This is a genomic window from Bacillus cereus group sp. Bc061, assembly GCF_027715825.1.
In the GTDB taxonomy this organism is placed as follows: Bacteria; Bacillota; Bacilli; order Bacillales; family Bacillaceae_G; genus Bacillus_A; species Bacillus_A paranthracis.
Genome location: NZ_JAQFTZ010000001.1, coordinates 519,765 through 536,319, shown reverse-complemented (window position 1 = coordinate 536,319; position 16,555 = coordinate 519,765). Strand labels below are relative to the sequence as shown.

Genomic DNA, 16,555 nt, shown 5'->3' with positions numbered 1-16,555 from the left:
GAAAGGAAGTATGACTTTATGAAGATTGATGGTGTTTTTGAAGGAGGCGGTGTACGCGGAATTGCGCATGTAGGGGCAATTTGCGCGTTAGCTGAAAAAGGCTATGAATGGGAACGTGTAGCTGGAACATCAGCTGGTTCGATTATCGCTGCGCTCCTAGCAGCAGGATACTCTTGCTCAGAGCTAAAAACGATTATAACAAATATTGATTATGATAAATTTACGAAGAGAACCTTTATTGACAGAATCCCGTTTATTGGAAAAGGATTAAGCGCATGGACTACTCTTGGTATTTACTCTAATATTTTTATCGAAGAATGGATTGAAGAATTACTTCGAAAAAAAGGAGTTCACTTATTTACAGATTTACCTGATTTAAATAAGCTTAAAATTATCGCTTCTGATATAAGTAATGGTAAAATGGTTATCTTTCCTGATGACTTACCGAACTACGGATTTTTAAATTATCGCTTCTCTATTGCTAAAGCTGTACGAATGAGTAGTACAATCCCCTTCTTTTTTGAACCGGTAAAATGGAGAACCCCAAAATGGAAGCAGCCTTGTTATATGGTTGATGGAGGAATTTTAAGCAATTATCCAATTTGGATTTTCGACTCCCCTACCTCTCCCCGCTGGCCGACTTTTGGGTTTCATTTCGTAAAAGATGAGATTCAAGCTGACCCAGCCCACTACAACGAGCCTATCTCCATGTTCAAAGGACTTTTTAAAACAATGATGCAAGCCCATGATTTACGTCATTTAGACAAGGAATCAAAAGCAAGAACAATTACAATCCCAACAGGATCCATTACTAGTACAAACTTTGAGTTAACAATGGAAGAAAAAGAGTGGCTATACAATTCTGGTTATAACGCCGCAAATAAGTTTTTACAATCGTGGAATTTCAGACAATATATTGATAACTATAGAAACGGAAATCAGGATCGAAAATCAAATCGTTATTTCCGTCAACTTGACTCATAATATTATTATCTTTTATACGAGAACACGTAACGCTTTCAAAAAATAAGCCTAGTAATATAATATATTACTAAGCTTATTTACTTTCTGTATCATTATTATACGTTGTTTAAGGATAAGTTAACCCTTCTGCTTCCTCTGCAGTAATAACGGTGTATCGATTTCCCGTTCGTAATCCTAACAATTCTGCTTTTTCAATTGCTTCCTGCTTCGTCTCCGCATAAGCAGCTAAATATTTTTCTCCATTGATAATTTGGCAAATTACATATTGTTTCATTACTTTCTCCTCTTACTTTTTCATTAGTTGTGCAAGTTTTTTTATACCTATTTCAATTTCTTCTAATGTTGCGTATGAATATGGATACAAATTTTCATTTCTTCTATACAATATACACTATCATAATAAATTTAAATAGGAGGAAATATGATGAGTGAAGCAATTATTCATGGGATCATTCTTGCATTTGGTCTTATCATTCCATTAGGTGTTCAAAATGTTTTCGTCTTTAACCAAGGTGCGAGCCAACCAAACATTTGGAGGGCAGCCCCTGTCGTATTAACTGCCTCTATATGTGATACGTTACTCATATTGATAGCGGTACAAGGTGTTTCCCTTGTACTCCTTACTTTTTCTTGGCTAACTAACTCGTTATATATAATTGGATTTTTCTTTCTCCTATACATGGGCTTTGTTATTTGGAGAAGTACCCCTTCCAACGATGTAAAACAAGAAAAAAGTATGCCAGTAAAAAAACAAATACTTTTCGCTGCATCGGTTTCATTATTAAATCCACATGCAATTTTAGATACAATCGGTGTAATTGGAACAAATTCGATTCAATACATAGGAAATGAAAAATGGGCTTTCACACTTGCAACTATTATCGTATCTTGGATTTGGTTTATAAGCTTAGCTTTAGCGGGGAAATTTCTAAAAAGGCTAGACTCAACCGGAAAGACAATCGTATTATTAAATAAATTTTCTGGTCTCATCATATGGAGTGTCGCACTTTATATGTTAAAACAAGTTATTTATTCCTAATGAACGAAAGAGAATTGCATGTTACTGAAAACATCATGCAATTCTCTTACAAATTATGAAGTAGGTTCTGGTTTCTTTTTTACGTTCTTTGCATCTTTTGCTGGTTTAATCCAAATGATTGCTATAGCAGCACCAATCCCAGCGAGAATACTTGTTACATAAAACACTTCATGGTCAGCACCTTTCATGAAAAAAGAGTATAGAGGTGGTCCAGCTGCTACACCGATAAATCGCATAGAACTATAAAATGACGTAACCGTCCCCCTTTGCTCCTTTTCAATTCCTTGTGTAATGAGAGCATCTAAACATGGGAGTGCCATACCAATTCCTACCCCCATAATAACGAGACAAAGAAGTAGTAAATAAATTCCTTTTATAAATAAAGGAATGATGACTGATGCAGCAGCCATTAAAAAACCAATGTAAATACACTTCTTCATCACATTTTGGTTATCTCCAATTTTTTTGCCAGCCATATATGAACTAAGTGAGAGTACAAGTAACGGGATTGCAAGTACACACCCTTTCCAAATACCATGAATGTCATACTTTGATTCCAATATAGTTGACAAATAAAAGAGAATTCCGAATAAAATAAGCATAATAATTGCACCTAATGCAAAAATGGCAATTAACCATCTTCCTTTTTCTCGAAACGTAGCAAGAATTGATTTTATAAACTCTTTAAGCGGTGGTACTTCTCCTTCTTGTTTCTTTGCCTTTACTAGAACAAGTAATAAAACAATTGATACTACGCATAAAACTGGAATCGCCCAAAACGGCAAGAACCATACAATGGCAGCCAGAGCAGACCCTAAAATAGGGCTCAACACTTTCCCAAATGTATTGGATGTTTCGATGATTCCTAAACCTGTACTAACTTGTTTTTCATCTTTGTATAAATCACCAACACACGGTATAACAACTGGCATTGCACCAGCAGCACCAATACCTTGAATCGCTCTACCGATCAATATCCAAGTGTAGGGATTATCAACTTTCCAAGATACCCAACCAGTTATCGCTCCTCCTATAGCCGCAATCAGCAAACTCGGAACCATTACCATCTTTCGTCCCCATCTATCTGATAAATAACCAGCAATCGGTATAAGTAGAATGGCTACGATAGAATAAATGGTAATAATCATGGATACTTGAAACGATGAAATATGTAATTTCTTTTCAATAGTCGGCAGAATTGGAATGAGCATTGAATTCCCTAATGTCATAACAAGTGGAACTGATGCAAGCGCAATCAAACAACAGTTTTCTTTTTTTAACATGTTGGCTTCGAAACCTTTCATCATATATTTCTTACCATATAATAGCCCTGCTGGAACGTAACTTTTCATTCCACCAGGGCTATTACATTTTTACTACTTCCCATTCACAACAAAAGAAATTGGGGAAAATATAGTATTATTCCTATTCTTTGAATCCAGTTCACAATATATCCATACCAATTAATTGAAAAAAAAAGAAAGGAAGAATCCTTCCTTTCTCCTATAACCTTCTACAATTAGCGAGTATATCCGCCACCAAGTTGTTGTTCTGCCATCGCTACAAGGCGTTTTGTAATTTCACCGCCTACAGAACCGTTTGCACGTGAAGAAGTATCAGCGCCAAGTTGTACACCAAACTCTTGTGCAATTTCATATTTCATTTGATCTAAAGCCGCTTGTGCTCCATGTGATGCTAATTGATTAGAATTACGATTTCTAGCCATTACCAATCACCTCCTTATTTATATATAAATTGTGTTAAATTTTAATTTAAATACATGGTAATTTTTGGTTATTTATATTTTTAAAAAAGAGTCTCTACAATGAGAGACTCTTACATCATTTTATACTAAGAAGTTACTACTTCTAAATTTCTATTTGTTAGTACTTTCATTTCTTCTTTTCATATATCTTTCGCATTATGTCCAAACCATTCGAGTGAAACAAAAAAGGTATACTTTAATTGGTATACCTCTTTCAAACATACACTTTACATAATAATATTATTAATATCTTTCCAACAATACGCTGTCTCTTCCACCTGTAATCTTTCTAAAAATTTTGTATCCATTTTTTCTGGATTAAACTTTTCATAAAACGTTTTAGAAGGGTTATTCGTAACAACCCATACTAAAAGTGATTGCATATTATTGTTTGTACATTCAGATAGTAAAGCTTGAAATAACTTTTGTCCTATTTTCATGCCTTGATACTCTTGTAAAAGGTAAATCGCATATAATTCTCCATCACAATTATATGTACAAGTTCTTTCTGCTCCTCCATCGATGAATCCAACTATTTCTCCATTTAACGTCTCTGCTACAAATCTAAATTGATGGTTACTTTCTTTTTGAAAAATGTTTTCCCATTGTTTTTCCCGTTTCTCATATGTTATATTTTCTAAAATCTCGTTAGGGAATATGCCTTGATATGTCGTTTTCCAACTATCAGCGTGGACCTTTGCTATACCTGGTATATCATCTTTTATCGCTCTTCTAATATGTATTTCCATCATTTCTCCCCCTCGTTTACTCATCATTATATCAATTTACTTCCTTAAAAATCCAAACAAAAAAGAGTGAATTCACTTCACTCTTTTTTGTTACAATTATCTACTTTCCACTTCAACTGAAACAACACGATCTATCTCTTTTAGTGAGCTATATAACTCAGTTGTATATAAATCTTCTGGAGCTAAAATAACCATCTCTAATTGCTGAAATGCTCCACTATCTATATCTTTAATCTTCACGCGTTTTACATGCATTCCTAAATTTTTAATCTGCTTAAATATACCATCTAACTCATGATGCTCTTTTACAGTAATTTTAATAGACAAGTCCTTTTGTCTTAATGAATACGGTCCTGCAATTTTCACAAGTTGCGGAAGTACATTAATTGCTAAAATAATTAAAATCATAGCAACCGTCGCTTGTAAATAAAATCCTGCTCCAATCGCAATACCTAAAGCTGAAGCAGCCCACACCATAGAGGCGGTCGTTAATCCAGAAATAACGTCATTACTTCTTCGTAAAATAACACCTGCTCCAAGAAAACCAATTCCACTCACAATTTGAGCAGCTAAACGCATGGGATCCATATTTGTATGCCCTGGAACAGAATATACATGTACAGATTCAATTGAAACCATCGTAATTAAACAACTTGCTACAGAAATAACCATACTTGTTTTCACACCAAGTGGTTTATTCTTTAGCTGCCTATCTATCCCGATGAATAATCCTAAAAAGAGTGCTAAACCTAATTTGAGTAAAAATTCATATGACATATTTCCAGTCTCCTTACTTTACAATGTTTCCCTTGGAATAATTCACTATAACTCTTTTATGATATCAATTCCAGTCTTTTCTATTCATTTAACGTAAAAAACCGAAAAAACATTTGTGACGATGTTTCTCCGGCTTTTTATTACGCTTAAAACTCTTCTTTATTTCTTATCTTTAATCTTAATCTCTGCATCTTTGTAGAATGCTAATTTACTGTCATTATACTCTTTTGTAAAATTGTTAAATTGCTCTTTTGATTTTTGTGCTTCCATAGTTAATTCATTAACAGCCTTAACTTTTTCACCAATCTCTTTTAATTTCGTTTCTTTTACTTTTAATTTTTCATACAATTCTTTTTCGGTCGCTAACGCCTTCGTATAATTTTCATTCATCTTTTGGAATGCATCATAACGATTTTTATACGACTCTTCTACTGCTTTCGCTTGTTTTTGTAACTTTTTATCTTCAAGCTTCTCTATATTTCCTTGAACAGATTTCGTTTCTTTCTGAGCTTTTTCTAGCATTTCTTTCTCATTTTTCAAAGCTTTTTCACGATTATCTACATTGGCAGTAGCCTGCTCTATTTTCTTCATAACAGCGTCATTATGATCTTTACCTTCTTGTAAAATTTGAGAATATAGTTCTTGGCCTTCCTTCTCTAACTTCTCTAATTTTTTCGCTTCATCAACTAATGATTTCTCTTGTGTCGCCGCTGTTTCAAAAGCTGTATATAGGTTTTCTTCTGGTTTTTCACCGAAACAACCTGTTAATAGTCCTACTGATAGTGCTCCAACTACTGCTACTTTTCCATACTTCAACGTTCATTCCTCCATTACATACGGTTATCATGCCAGAAATTCACTGGGAAGTGACTCTCTTCATGATAAGCTTCAAACTCATAACCCTTTTCTTTTAACCCTTTTAAAATTGCTGGCACAGCAGCAACTGATTGCGGATGAATATCATGCATTAAAATGACTTCTTGTGGTTTTGTTGCATTTGTTAATACATTTTGAGCAATTTGTGCTGCAGCTGCATCAACTTGCATTTTATTATATTTCCAATCTAATGAATCAATTGTCCAATCCCACACTTTAAAGCCGCCCTCTACCACTTTATTTCGAAGACTTTCATTTAATCCAGGCATTGAACCGTATGGTGGACGTGTTAATTTAGGTGATTTCCCAATAATATTGGCGATTAAGCTTTGATCTTCTTTCATCTCATTTACATACTCGCCATTTTTATATAACTTTGCAAAATTATGCGTCATACTATGCATTCCTACATAATGACCTTCTGCATTTTCTCGTTTCACTAAATCTGGAAACTCTTTTACATTCGCTCCAATTAAAAAGAATGTCGCCTTCGCATCATGTTGTTTTAACGTATTTAATAATTCAGCCGTATATTTCCCCGGGCCATCATCAAATGTAAGATAAGCAACTTTTCTTTCCTTGCCATTAAAACGACTTGGTGCCGTTTTATTCATTTCTACTTTCGGTTGTTCACTTGCGAGTTGTACTACATTTTCTTGTTTTGCAACAGCCTTTGCTGGTGAAGTAATGGATTGAAACATGAAATACCCAATAGCTACTGCTGCAATCGCTATTAAAACGAATACTACTCGTTTAATTTTAAAAGCTTTTTCCATTCTATCGAATTCCTCTCCCTATTAATCTTATATATAAATCACCCAATATAATTATACATCTATTTATTTTATTACACTATATAAACAGACCTATATATGTATTATAATGGGAGTTTTATCAAAATGGTCGTTCCTATTCCTTCTTTACTTATAATATTTATTGTACCTCCATGAAGCTCCACCATTTTTTTAACGATGGCTAAACCAAGACCCGCACCTGTAGCATAATTATTAATCTGGTAAAATGACTGTTCTATATACAGTAAATGCTCTTTAGCAATTCCAATCCCTTCGTCTTTCGCCTTTATCACTGCTTGTCCTTTATTTTTAGTCACTTCACTATATACTTTACCATTTTTATGTGAATATTTAATGGCATTTTAAACAATATTCAAGAAAATTTGCTTTAGTCTATTTCGATCTCCTATCAATTCGATTCTTTCTATAGTTTTGATGAATTGCATTTGCTTCTCTTCAGCATTAGGAGTTAATTGCCAAATCTTCTCCTCTAGTATATCGTATAATTGCACCTTTTGTTTATATAAATTGAAATGATTTAAGTATAAAAAATCGTTACAGAAAAGTTACAAATCCATCTCGATAAAAAAAGATTGGCAAAGGCCAATCTTTTTTTATTATTCATTTCGAACTGGCTTTGGTGTTACACCTAAATGTTCATTTAATTTTTTCGAAATATCTTTCACATTTTTTTCATTTGGAATGTAATAATAAATGCCTCCGATACGTTTATCCGTACCTTCCACTTGCATTTTTTCCATTTCCAAATTAGATCCTGCCATATTTTTCGTAATAGCAAGCATATCATCGAAAGTTAAGTTCGTTTTCATATTTTTATCAACCGCATCAAGTAAAGAGCCCATTTTGCTAATAGATTGAACAGACATCGCTTTTTTAGCAATTGCTTCAATTACAAGTTGTTGTCTTTGACCACGCATTGCATCACTGTCAATTTTACGCGTTCTTGCAAGCGCAAGTGCTTGTTCTCCATTTAAATGTTGGTAGCCTTTCTCTAAATGAATCATACCTGCTTGGTCTTTACTATCTTGTTCAGTGAAAGTAACTGGTACATCAATATCAATACCACCAAGTGAATCGACAATTTGTACGAATGATTCAAAGTTAAACTTCACATAATAATCAACAGGAACATTTAAAAATCTTTCCACTGTATCGCGTGTACTTTCAACACCACCAAATACGTGTGCATGTGTAATTTTATCTAATTTCTTTCTAGATGGAATATATACACGTGAATCACGCGGAATACTTACTAATTTAACTGATTTATCATCTTTATTAATTGTTGCTAATAAAAGTGCATCTGTTCGAACAGCTTCTCCGTATTGGCTTTTTCTCATTTCACTACCATCAACACCCATAATTAGAATTGAAATGTTATCCTTTAAAGGTTCAACTTCTTTATCACGCTTCGATGATTTATCAATTTGTGCATATGCATCACTTACTACTGCTTTTGCTTTATTATATATTAACGATCCATATCCTACTCCACCAAAAATAAGTAAGAACAATGGAATTATAATGAACCATTTTATTGATTTTCTTTTAGAACGTTTTTTACTGCTTCTCGTATTCTGTTCTAATTCAGAGCTCATATCCATTCGCCTCTCTTTCTCTTTCCCAATTATAATGCAAGTCTATTAACCTTCATATTGAATTTCCTTTCAATTACCTTACAATTTTGTAAGGTTACTGCGCAAATCCAATATGTACTCCATTTCACATTATACTCTCGTGCTTATTTTTGGCAAGTCACTATTTATATAAAATTATTTTTTAAATTCATATATTATAATTTTATTAGTTTGGTGTATACATAGTTTGCTTTCCATTATTAATAATGAAAGCTGATTTTGCTTTTATTTTCGTCTTTTGTATTTCTATCTCTTCATTTGAGAAATTCACAATAATTTCAATATTTTTTCCATACGAAGCTGATTGTACTAACTTATCTTCTGACAAATATGCAAAGTTCGTCATTTCTTCTTTTACTGCCTTTTCATGAACTTCATTCCAAACTTTCAGGTGCTGCGTAATTTCTTGTTTATGCTTATTCCACTCTACTTTATCTAAATGGTACAACGGAGGAACGTTATACAATAATTCGTATAACATACGGTTTCTAACCTCATCTTTTACTTTCAAGCTTCCCCATTCCCAGTGGTGCGTTGTAATTACAGAATCATTGTATACTAATTTATATAATGGTACTGAATATGCAGGATTTAAATATACTTGTTTATACTCTTCTTTTAACGGTACTTGTTTCGCATATTTTTCTGGAACATTTTGATTCGGTGACCAATATCCACCTACATAATACGGACTTGTTTTATTTTTTCTCATATCTTCATCGTCCCATTTAATTACAGGCGTTTCAATACCATGAGCAAATGCAATCGTACTACTAGCAAAATCATTTCCGCCTTCAGAACCAACGACCATACCCTTTTCTTGCGCAATGTAGTCCATTCGTTTTAAACGTGCTTTTAAATCTTGCTCTTGTGTCGTTATATGTTTCGCTGAATAGTCATCGTAAATTTCACCTGTCGCATCACAATCAATAAACCATGAATTATATTTAGGTCCATTTTGTAATATATCGTTCATTCGTTCTTTTACACTAGGAAGAGATAAAGTTGGATTTAATTTTCGCCCTCTACCTAAAAACCCTTGCACCTTTTCTCCATTTTTCTTCGTTACAGTAGCCTCTTCGTATAATGATGGGTCATTAAAGGATGCTGTGTTCCAATTTTTATCACTTTTTTCGTGAATGGAATGATATGAGTCATACGGACCAACTAAATACCCCATTTCCTTAGCTTCTGTCACGAAATTAGGTTGCATAAATCCTTGTTCCCAGTTTGGCAGACCAATCCACGCTTTTTCTATTCCTGCCTCTTTCATTTCCTTTAGTATGTCCGTTCCATCTGCATTACCCCATTTACTTACCTCTTCAACCGCATCACCAAGTAGCGACTTTAATAAATGCTTATTTAAGCTATACAATTCTGTATTCGTTAAGTGACCTACACCTTTCTTTAATAGCACACTAGCTTCCTGATTAACGTTTTGAAAAATATCATCTTTATAAAATTCTTTCATTGATAACACTTCGTTTATATAACGTAAAATAACATTTTTTTGATACTTATCAATGAAATCTTGTTTACTTACTTGATCTAATACATTCAATTCCCCAGGCTCTGAACTATATTTTTGAATAAGCTCTTTTATATGGCTAAACAAAGGGCTATTTATTTTCTCTCTTAGCTTTGGCCAATTTACATTACTTTCTGATAAGCCATTTTGATTCCAAAAATAAAAATGAGCTGCACCGTAAAGCTTTTCTATCTCTTTATTTTTTCTAGCCTTTTCTTTTAATGTTTTAAATTCACCTTTTCGAGCGATATTGTCTTTATACAGTTTAGCAATACTTACTACATCATTATTTGTCACATATACTTGAAATCCATATGTTTTATTTTTATTTATACGCGGAAATTCATGTATAAAATCAAACCCGATTTTCGGATCCGAATGAAATTTCACCTCATTATTAAACATATTGTTCGCGATATATACAATTGAATATTTCAAACCATTTAATGCGAAAAACTTCATAGAAAATGATTCAGCAAATGAATATGCATCATCCTTTAAAAACTTCTTCCAATTTTCATCATTACTCGAAATTTGCTTCCCTTCCCATAACGGAAGTGTATAATTTTCAGCTTGTACTTTCGGCCAAGTAAAGCTTTCTGCACCAGTCGATTCTACTTCAATATTTAAGTGATCTTTTTTCTTCTCTAGACTCACTTTTACTTTTTGATCTGGATATTCCCAAGATGTACGATCCTTTTCTTTTTTTACATTCAACACCTTCATTTTCGGCAAGGGCTGTGATGCCAGTGCCTTTACGCCATCATGTTCTACAATTAACGTGAAAGTCTCTGGATTGACATCATAAGTAAATTCTTTATACGTTGCTTTCTTTATTTTAGACTCTTGAACAGTATTGCTACCTTTTACATCACACCCGACTAAAGTCGAAAATGACATCGTTGTAAGAAGACATATTGCTATCATTTTTTTCATCTTCTGCACCTCCACCACTGAATATACAGAGGCTTTGTTACAGGAATGTGGCAAAAAAATAGAACCAGCATAATGCTAGCTCTATTTTTGGGATTAAAAATAAATATATATGGGCAACTATAATCTGCTGAATATATATAGTACAATAACCGTGTTTTTTCATCCTCACTAATTATAAAAGCAAATCATTCAAAGCTTTAACATGCATTTCTTAACTAAAAAAATAAGTGTATATAATATACGCTAAAACTAGCACTAAAATTACTATCGCTGTACCTTTCCAATTCATACCACCCGCCATATCAACTGGACTACCCGTTTCAGCTCTGTTGAGCCCATCATGTAAAGAACCGGTAGAATTGTTTTTCAATTCACTTTGCCTTATACGTTCTCTTTTTTCTTCCGGTAACTCTTTCTTCATATGATCCGTTCACCTCCAAGTTAATATACTCTTTACTAAATTATACATTCATATTTTTCTTTTATATGCAAACATATTTACAACATAAAGAAAGCTAGCGATACTAGCTTTCTTTATAATCCAATATGTTCTTCTTTATTTACAGTAATCCCTCTATGATCAATTTCTAGCTCACACACTTTCATAGACGTAAATACTCTCGCTAATTGCTCAGCAATTTCTTGACGTTTCTCATACGGCGTTAATATAAAAATAGATGGTCCTGCACCGCTAAGCGCTGTACCGTATGCACCGAATTCTTTTGCACATTTACGAATAGATGGTAATAACGGTACAAGCTCTAAACGATACGGCTCGTGAAAATGATCCCTTTCCATCATTTCGCCTACAACTTTCCATTTCTTTTGACATAAAGCAGCTACTAATACATTACTTATTGCACTAGCCTTAACAGCTTCATGAAACGGGAATACATCTGGTAATACAGATCGACTTTCATCTGTATTTAGCTCTTCATTTGGAATAAGAGAAATAACACCTAATTCCTTACTTTCAATTCTTACAACCGAAACATTCTTCCCATCAAGTGCTCCGATTACAGTTCCTCCTAATATAGAAGCAGCAACATTATCAGGATGACCTTCAAAATTTGTAGCAATTTGAACTCTTTGATCAGTCGTTAAGTTCAATTTTCCGAGTTGATTCGCAAGCTCTATCCCAGCTACAATTGCTGATGCACTACTTCCTAGACCTCTTGTTAGCGGAATGTTACTAGTAACTTCTATTATATAGGGTGATAAAGAAGGACATACTTTACATGCCGTGCTAACAATTAAATTTTTATCGTCTGTCGGAATTGAATCTTCAAAGGAATGGATTACTTGCCATTTATCAGCTTTTTCTTTAACTACTACATGTAAATATAATGACAAAGCTATTCCTACTGAATCGAATCCAGGTCCAACATTCGCTGTACTAGCAGGAACACGAATACTTAATGGTATCACGACATAATCACCCCTTTAATATGCTCTTTAATTTGTTCTATATTATTTGAAACACTTGCAATATCTAATGTATTAGAAGAAATTGCGATATCAGGATCTTTCAAGCCGTTTCCAGTTAAAACTGCAACAACTGTTTCTCCTTTTTTGATTTTTCCAGATTGAACATGTTTCATTACGCCAGCTAATGAAGCATTCGATCCTGGCTCAGCGAAAACCCCTTCCGATTTTGCTAATAATCTATACGCATGTAAAATTTCTTCATCTGATACCATATCTATTTCACCGTGAGATTGCTCAGCAGCCTCTACTGCATATGACCAACTTGCTGGGTTACCGATGCGAATCGCTGTTGCAATTGTTTCTGGCTCGTCAATTACATGCCCTTTTACAATAGCAGCTGCTCCTTCCGCTTCAAATCCATGAATTCTTGGCTTCTTATATCCTTTTTCTTTCTCATATTCACAGAAACCCTTCCAGTACGCTGTAATATTCCCAGCATTCCCAACAGGAATCGCTAAAACATCTGGTGCACTTTGCAATTGGTCACAAATTTCAAATGCTGCTGTTTTTTGCCCTTCAATTCGATAAGGATTTACCGAGTTAACTAATGTGATTGGCTCTTCTGCAGCAATATTTCTTACAGCCTTTAGTGCATCATCAAAATTTCCTTCTATTGAAATAATTTCAGCACCATAGGCAACTGCTTGCGCTAATTTTCCATGTGCAATTTTCCCTTCTGGGATTACGATAATACATTTCATTCCAAGACGTGCCGCGTATGCTGCGGCCGATGCTGATGTATTACCTGTTGACGCACAAATAATGGCCTCTGAACCTTCTTCTTTCGCCTTCGCAACTGCCATTACCATACCACGATCTTTAAAAGAACCTGTCGGATTCGCTCCTTCATACTTACCGTATAACTGAATTCCTAATTGTTTTGATATATTTAATAACGGGATAAGCGGTGTATTCCCTTCCATTAAGCTCACATCAGGTGTATTTTCATTCACTGGTAAATAAGAAGCATACTGTTTTAATAATCCTTTATACATATTGTTTTTCCTCCTCAATAATGTAATAACTGTTTATTTCACTTGCGACATCTTCTATCGCTCCTAAAACTCGTTCAAATTGATACTTTGAAGTTTGATGTGTCACAACAACGACTTCTGCAAGTTCACGATTTAAAGGTAATTGAATCACTTCTTTTAAACTTACAGAATAATTAACGAAACATTCTGTTATTTTTTGCAACATCCCAGGTTCATCTCGTAATGAGATACGTAAGAAATATTTCGAAACGACTTCTTCATCCCCTTGTAATTCGTACGGCTCTGGTTCTTTTAACGCACTTTTATTTTTCTGAACTTGATTCATATTTTTAACGATTGAAATAATATCACTTACTACAGCAGAACCAGTCGGTAACTTCCCAGCTCCAGGTCCGTAAAACATTACTTCCCCTACTGCTTGACCGTGAACATATACTGCATTAAATTCATTATTTACATTCGATAATGGATGATGACTAGGTAAAAGAGTCGGTTCTACACTTAAATGAATGGCTGATCCTTGTTTCTCTGCTTTACCAATTAATTTCATTGTAAACCCTAACTTTTCAGCCATTTGTAAATCTTCTTTTTCAACCTTTCGAATCCCTCTTACTTGCACATCATCTAAAGAAACATTCATCGAAAAACCTAAGTTTGCAAGAATCGCTACCTTTCTCGCCGCATCTAGCCCATCTACATCCGCTGTCGGATCTGATTCTGCGAAACCTAATTTTTGTGCTTCCTGTAAAGCCTCTTCATACGACCATCCATTTTGACTCATCTTTGTTAACATGTAATTTGTTGTACCATTTACAATCCCCATTATTTTTTCAATTTGATCTGATGCTAATCCGTCTGTTAACCCTCTTAACACCGGAATACCGCCCGCTACACTTGCCTCATAACATAAATCACAATCATTATCGTTCGCCAGTTGGAGAAGTTCTGCACCGTATACAGCCATTAAATCTTTATTTGCTGTTACGACATGTTTCTTATTTCGTAAAGCTTTAACAATATGCTGCTTCGCTTCTTCAATTCCGCCCATTACCTCTACTACAATATCAATATTTGAATCATTTAGAACTTCATCAACATGACTTGTTACTACGATTCCATCAATACAAACATCACGTTCTTTTTCTAAATCACGTACAGCGACTGTCTTCACTTTCACTTCATACCCTGTATCAAGTGCAATTTTTTTATAATGTTCTTTCAAAATATGGACAACACCACTTCCGACCGTACCTAATCCTAACACCCCTACATTAACAACATTATTCATCTTCTAATCTCCTCCTACAATTTTATTTTTTATCAATCACCTTACTCTGCTTTTCAATCATGCAGGTGGTGGTTATTTCCGTACGTACAAATCGTTTCATGTTACAGCACCTCCTTTCAAAGTAATAAAAAAACACACTCATCCCTAGGAAAGGGACGAATGTGTTTTCGTGGTTCCACCCTTGTTCCAACCTAGACGTATTTCTCTCTAGATTGCTCAAGTTCAGATAACGGCTGATTCCGTCAATAATTACTAGATTACTCGTTCACTATTGAAGTTCAAAGGTGGTAAAATCATTTCTCGTGTTAGGAAGCTCACACCCTTGACTTCCCTCTCTGTAAACCGTAAAAATGATTCCGTGTCCTTATCGTTACTTTTCGTTCATGTTTATTTGTTAACTCATTATACTCGCATAAAAAACAAAATCAATACTATTTTTTAATTATTTTCAATTTTCAATCTGTAACCCATAAAAAAAACACACTCATCCCTAGGAAAGGGACGAATGTGTTTTCGTGGTTCCACCCTTGTTCCAATCTAGACATATTTCCTCCTAGATTGCTCAAGTTCAGATAACGGCTGATTCCGTCAATAATTACTAGATTACTCGTTCACTATTGAAGTTCAAAGGTGGTAAAATCATTTCTCGTGTTAGGAAGCTCACACCCTTGACTTCCCTCTCTGTAAACCGTAAAAATGATTCCGTATCCTTATCGTTACTTTTTCGTTCATGTCTATTTGTTAACTTATTATAGTTATCAACTTTTTAAAAAGCAAGCCTATTTTTGTTCATTATTTTTAAAAATACGAATCATTTTATTTTAAAATAACAAATCATCTAATATAGATTTCTACTCTTGCACATGTATTCATCACTTACAAACTAACAAGATTGATATTAAATTCTCATTCTAAAACGTTTAGAGTTTCACACCTCAACACTATATTTAAAAAGTAATTTTCTTAATACAATCTTTCCCTATAACTTTCTTCTAAAGAACGTGCAACATCCTCTTCTGAAGTATTCACTTTCGCATGCTCCAACAACATTTTTGCTGCTGAAGGTAACTCTTTTTTATGTAACCAAGATTCCGGATCCCACATTTTAGAACGAATAAAAGCTTTTGCACAATGAATATAACACTCTTCTATTTCAACAACAATTCCAAGTAGCGGATTGCGTCCATTTACCTGCATTTCTTGCAAAATTTCTTCGTCGTTTGTTATATACGCTCGGCCATTTATTCTGAGTGTCTCCCCAAGGCCTGGGATAAAAAAGATTAATCCTACACGTGGATTGGAAATAATATTCAAAATGGAGTCTATACGGCGGTTGCCTGGTCTTTCTGGAATGATAATTTTATTATGGTTTAATACGTAAACAAATCCAGGTGCATCTCCTCTCGGTGAAGCATCACACTCTCCTAATTTATTTGCTGTAGATAATACTAGAAAAGGAGATTTAGATAGAAAATCTACGCAATGGTGGTCTAATGATGAAATAACCTTTTTCAAAGCTCGCTCACTTGGTTCCCCTAATATTTTCCGTAATTCTACCTCAGTTGAAATAATCGATTTTATTTCCGTCCTCTCTATACCCACTTATACCCTCTCCTTTTTTCTTTATTTTCCCAAAATTCATTACAAATATTGTATAATAAAATTTGCAGAAAGGGGA

At 34.2% G+C, this 16,555-nt stretch carries 16 protein-coding genes, 1 pseudogene and 2 other annotated features; of the genes and pseudogenes, 2 read left to right on the top strand and 15 right to left on the bottom strand.

Features of this window, described 5'->3' with window-relative positions:
- Positions 1–18 precede the first annotated feature (18 nt).
- Positions 19–984, top strand: coding sequence for a patatin-like phospholipase family protein (locus tag PDQ40_RS02780; RefSeq protein ID WP_000686816.1), 966 nt, complete (start codon positions 19–21; stop codon positions 982–984).
- A gap of 106 nt (positions 985–1,090) precedes the next feature.
- Here PDQ40_RS02780 and PDQ40_RS02775 read toward each other — a convergent pair whose 3' ends face one another.
- Positions 1,091–1,258 carry a DUF3933 family protein gene (locus tag PDQ40_RS02775; protein ID WP_000816383.1) on the bottom strand — a complete coding sequence of 56 codons (168 nt, stop codon included), beginning with the start codon at positions 1,256–1,258 and terminating at the stop codon, positions 1,091–1,093.
- A 150-nt stretch (positions 1,259–1,408) separates the two neighbouring features.
- Between PDQ40_RS02775 and PDQ40_RS02770 the strand changes: the two genes are divergently transcribed.
- Positions 1,409–2,023 carry a LysE/ArgO family amino acid transporter gene (locus PDQ40_RS02770; RefSeq protein WP_001287306.1) on the top strand — a complete coding sequence of 205 codons (615 nt, stop codon included), beginning with the start codon at positions 1,409–1,411 and terminating at the stop codon, positions 2,021–2,023.
- Positions 2,024–2,076: 53 nt separating this feature from the next.
- On the opposite strand, the gene PDQ40_RS02765 is transcribed toward PDQ40_RS02770, so the two are convergent.
- The 14 genes and pseudogenes from PDQ40_RS02765 to PDQ40_RS02700 all read right to left on the bottom strand — a co-directional run bounded on the left by PDQ40_RS02765 (position 2,077) and on the right by PDQ40_RS02700 (position 16,479).
- Positions 2,077–3,306, bottom strand: a complete 1,230-nt coding sequence (locus tag PDQ40_RS02765; protein ID WP_033670231.1) for an MFS transporter — start codon at positions 3,304–3,306, stop codon at positions 2,077–2,079.
- 236 nt (positions 3,307–3,542) lie between these two features.
- Entirely contained in the window at positions 3,543–3,749 is a 207-nt protein-coding gene (locus tag PDQ40_RS02760; protein WP_000113545.1) for an alpha/beta-type small acid-soluble spore protein, read from the bottom strand.
- A 266-nt stretch (positions 3,750–4,015) separates the two neighbouring features.
- Positions 4,016–4,540 (bottom strand): GNAT family N-acetyltransferase, encoded by a 525-nt coding sequence (locus PDQ40_RS02755; RefSeq protein ID WP_214328478.1) that lies wholly within the window; start codon positions 4,538–4,540, stop codon positions 4,016–4,018.
- A 93-nt stretch (positions 4,541–4,633) separates the two neighbouring features.
- On the bottom strand, positions 4,634–5,314 hold the full coding sequence (locus PDQ40_RS02750) for an MgtC/SapB family protein (RefSeq protein ID WP_000119508.1): 681 nt from the start codon (positions 5,312–5,314) through the stop codon (positions 4,634–4,636).
- A 159-nt stretch (positions 5,315–5,473) separates the two neighbouring features.
- On the bottom strand, positions 5,474–6,130 hold the full coding sequence (locus tag PDQ40_RS02745) for a YkyA family protein (RefSeq protein WP_000873557.1): 657 nt from the start codon (positions 6,128–6,130) through the stop codon (positions 5,474–5,476).
- 14 nt (positions 6,131–6,144) lie between these two features.
- A complete protein-coding gene (locus tag PDQ40_RS02740) occupies positions 6,145–6,966 on the bottom strand; it encodes a peptidoglycan-N-acetylglucosamine deacetylase (RefSeq protein ID WP_000409387.1) in 822 nt (273 codons plus the stop codon).
- 101 nt (positions 6,967–7,067) lie between these two features.
- A pseudogene (locus PDQ40_RS02735) lies at positions 7,068–7,532 on the bottom strand (sensor histidine kinase); the annotation flags it as partial.
- 69 nt (positions 7,533–7,601) lie between these two features.
- Complete coding sequence (locus tag PDQ40_RS02730; RefSeq protein ID WP_002163688.1) at positions 7,602–8,603, bottom strand: LCP family protein; 1,002 nt, start codon at positions 8,601–8,603, stop codon at positions 7,602–7,604.
- 205 nt (positions 8,604–8,808) lie between these two features.
- The gene (locus PDQ40_RS02725) at positions 8,809–11,106 is read right to left on the bottom strand and encodes a glycoside hydrolase (RefSeq protein WP_000738160.1); all 2,298 of its coding nucleotides are present in this window, start codon (positions 11,104–11,106) and stop codon (positions 8,809–8,811) included.
- Between the two features lie 211 nt (positions 11,107–11,317).
- Entirely contained in the window at positions 11,318–11,527 is a 210-nt protein-coding gene (locus PDQ40_RS02720; RefSeq protein ID WP_000711907.1) for a DUF6366 family protein, read from the bottom strand.
- 113 nt (positions 11,528–11,640) lie between these two features.
- On the bottom strand, positions 11,641–12,534 hold the full coding sequence (gene thrB, locus PDQ40_RS02715) for a homoserine kinase (RefSeq protein ID WP_000612668.1): 894 nt from the start codon (positions 12,532–12,534) through the stop codon (positions 11,641–11,643).
- Entirely contained in the window at positions 12,531–13,589 is a 1,059-nt protein-coding gene (gene thrC / locus PDQ40_RS02710) for a threonine synthase (protein WP_000276440.1), read from the bottom strand. Before thrC ends, thrB begins: the two co-directional genes overlap by 4 nt.
- Complete coding sequence (locus tag PDQ40_RS02705; RefSeq protein ID WP_001067138.1) at positions 13,582–14,877, bottom strand: homoserine dehydrogenase; 1,296 nt, start codon at positions 14,875–14,877, stop codon at positions 13,582–13,584. The genes thrC and PDQ40_RS02705 overlap by 8 nt, the downstream gene beginning before the upstream one ends.
- Positions 14,878–15,025: 148 nt before the next feature.
- Positions 15,026–15,257: a binding site (T-box leader), on the bottom strand.
- A 114-nt stretch (positions 15,258–15,371) separates the two neighbouring features.
- Positions 15,372–15,603, bottom strand: a binding site (T-box leader).
- 237 nt (positions 15,604–15,840) lie between these two features.
- On the bottom strand, positions 15,841–16,479 hold the full coding sequence (locus PDQ40_RS02700; protein ID WP_048557541.1) for a pyridoxamine 5'-phosphate oxidase family protein: 639 nt from the start codon (positions 16,477–16,479) through the stop codon (positions 15,841–15,843).
- Between the last annotated feature and the right edge of the window lie 76 nt (positions 16,480–16,555).

Excerpts from the sequence above, each read along its gene's own strand:
- PDQ40_RS02740 (WP_000409387.1), bottom strand. The coding sequence starts at position 6,966 with ATGGAAAAAGCTTTTAAAATTAAACGAGTAGTATTCGTTTTAATAGCG.
- PDQ40_RS02755 (WP_214328478.1), bottom strand. The coding sequence starts at position 4,540 with ATGATGGAAATACATATTAGAAGAGCGATAAAAGATGATATACCAGGT.
- PDQ40_RS02725 (WP_000738160.1), bottom strand. The coding sequence starts at position 11,106 with ATGAAAAAAATGATAGCAATATGTCTTCTTACAACGATGTCATTTTCG.
- thrC (WP_000276440.1), bottom strand. The coding sequence starts at position 13,589 with ATGTATAAAGGATTATTAAAACAGTATGCTTCTTATTTACCAGTGAAT.
- PDQ40_RS02780 (WP_000686816.1), top strand. The coding sequence starts at position 19 with ATGAAGATTGATGGTGTTTTTGAAGGAGGCGGTGTACGCGGAATTGCG.
- PDQ40_RS02705 (WP_001067138.1), bottom strand. The coding sequence starts at position 14,877 with ATGAATAATGTTGTTAATGTAGGGGTGTTAGGATTAGGTACGGTCGGA.
- PDQ40_RS02750 (WP_000119508.1), bottom strand. The coding sequence starts at position 5,314 with ATGTCATATGAATTTTTACTCAAATTAGGTTTAGCACTCTTTTTAGGA.
- PDQ40_RS02760 (WP_000113545.1), bottom strand. The coding sequence starts at position 3,749 with ATGGCTAGAAATCGTAATTCTAATCAATTAGCATCACATGGAGCACAA.
- PDQ40_RS02770 (WP_001287306.1), top strand. The coding sequence starts at position 1,409 with ATGAGTGAAGCAATTATTCATGGGATCATTCTTGCATTTGGTCTTATC.
- PDQ40_RS02765 (WP_033670231.1), bottom strand. The coding sequence starts at position 3,306 with ATGTTAAAAAAAGAAAACTGTTGTTTGATTGCGCTTGCATCAGTTCCA.
- PDQ40_RS02775 (WP_000816383.1), bottom strand. The coding sequence starts at position 1,258 with ATGAAACAATATGTAATTTGCCAAATTATCAATGGAGAAAAATATTTA.
- PDQ40_RS02720 (WP_000711907.1), bottom strand. The coding sequence starts at position 11,527 with ATGAAGAAAGAGTTACCGGAAGAAAAAAGAGAACGTATAAGGCAAAGT.
- PDQ40_RS02730 (WP_002163688.1), bottom strand. The coding sequence starts at position 8,603 with ATGAGCTCTGAATTAGAACAGAATACGAGAAGCAGTAAAAAACGTTCT.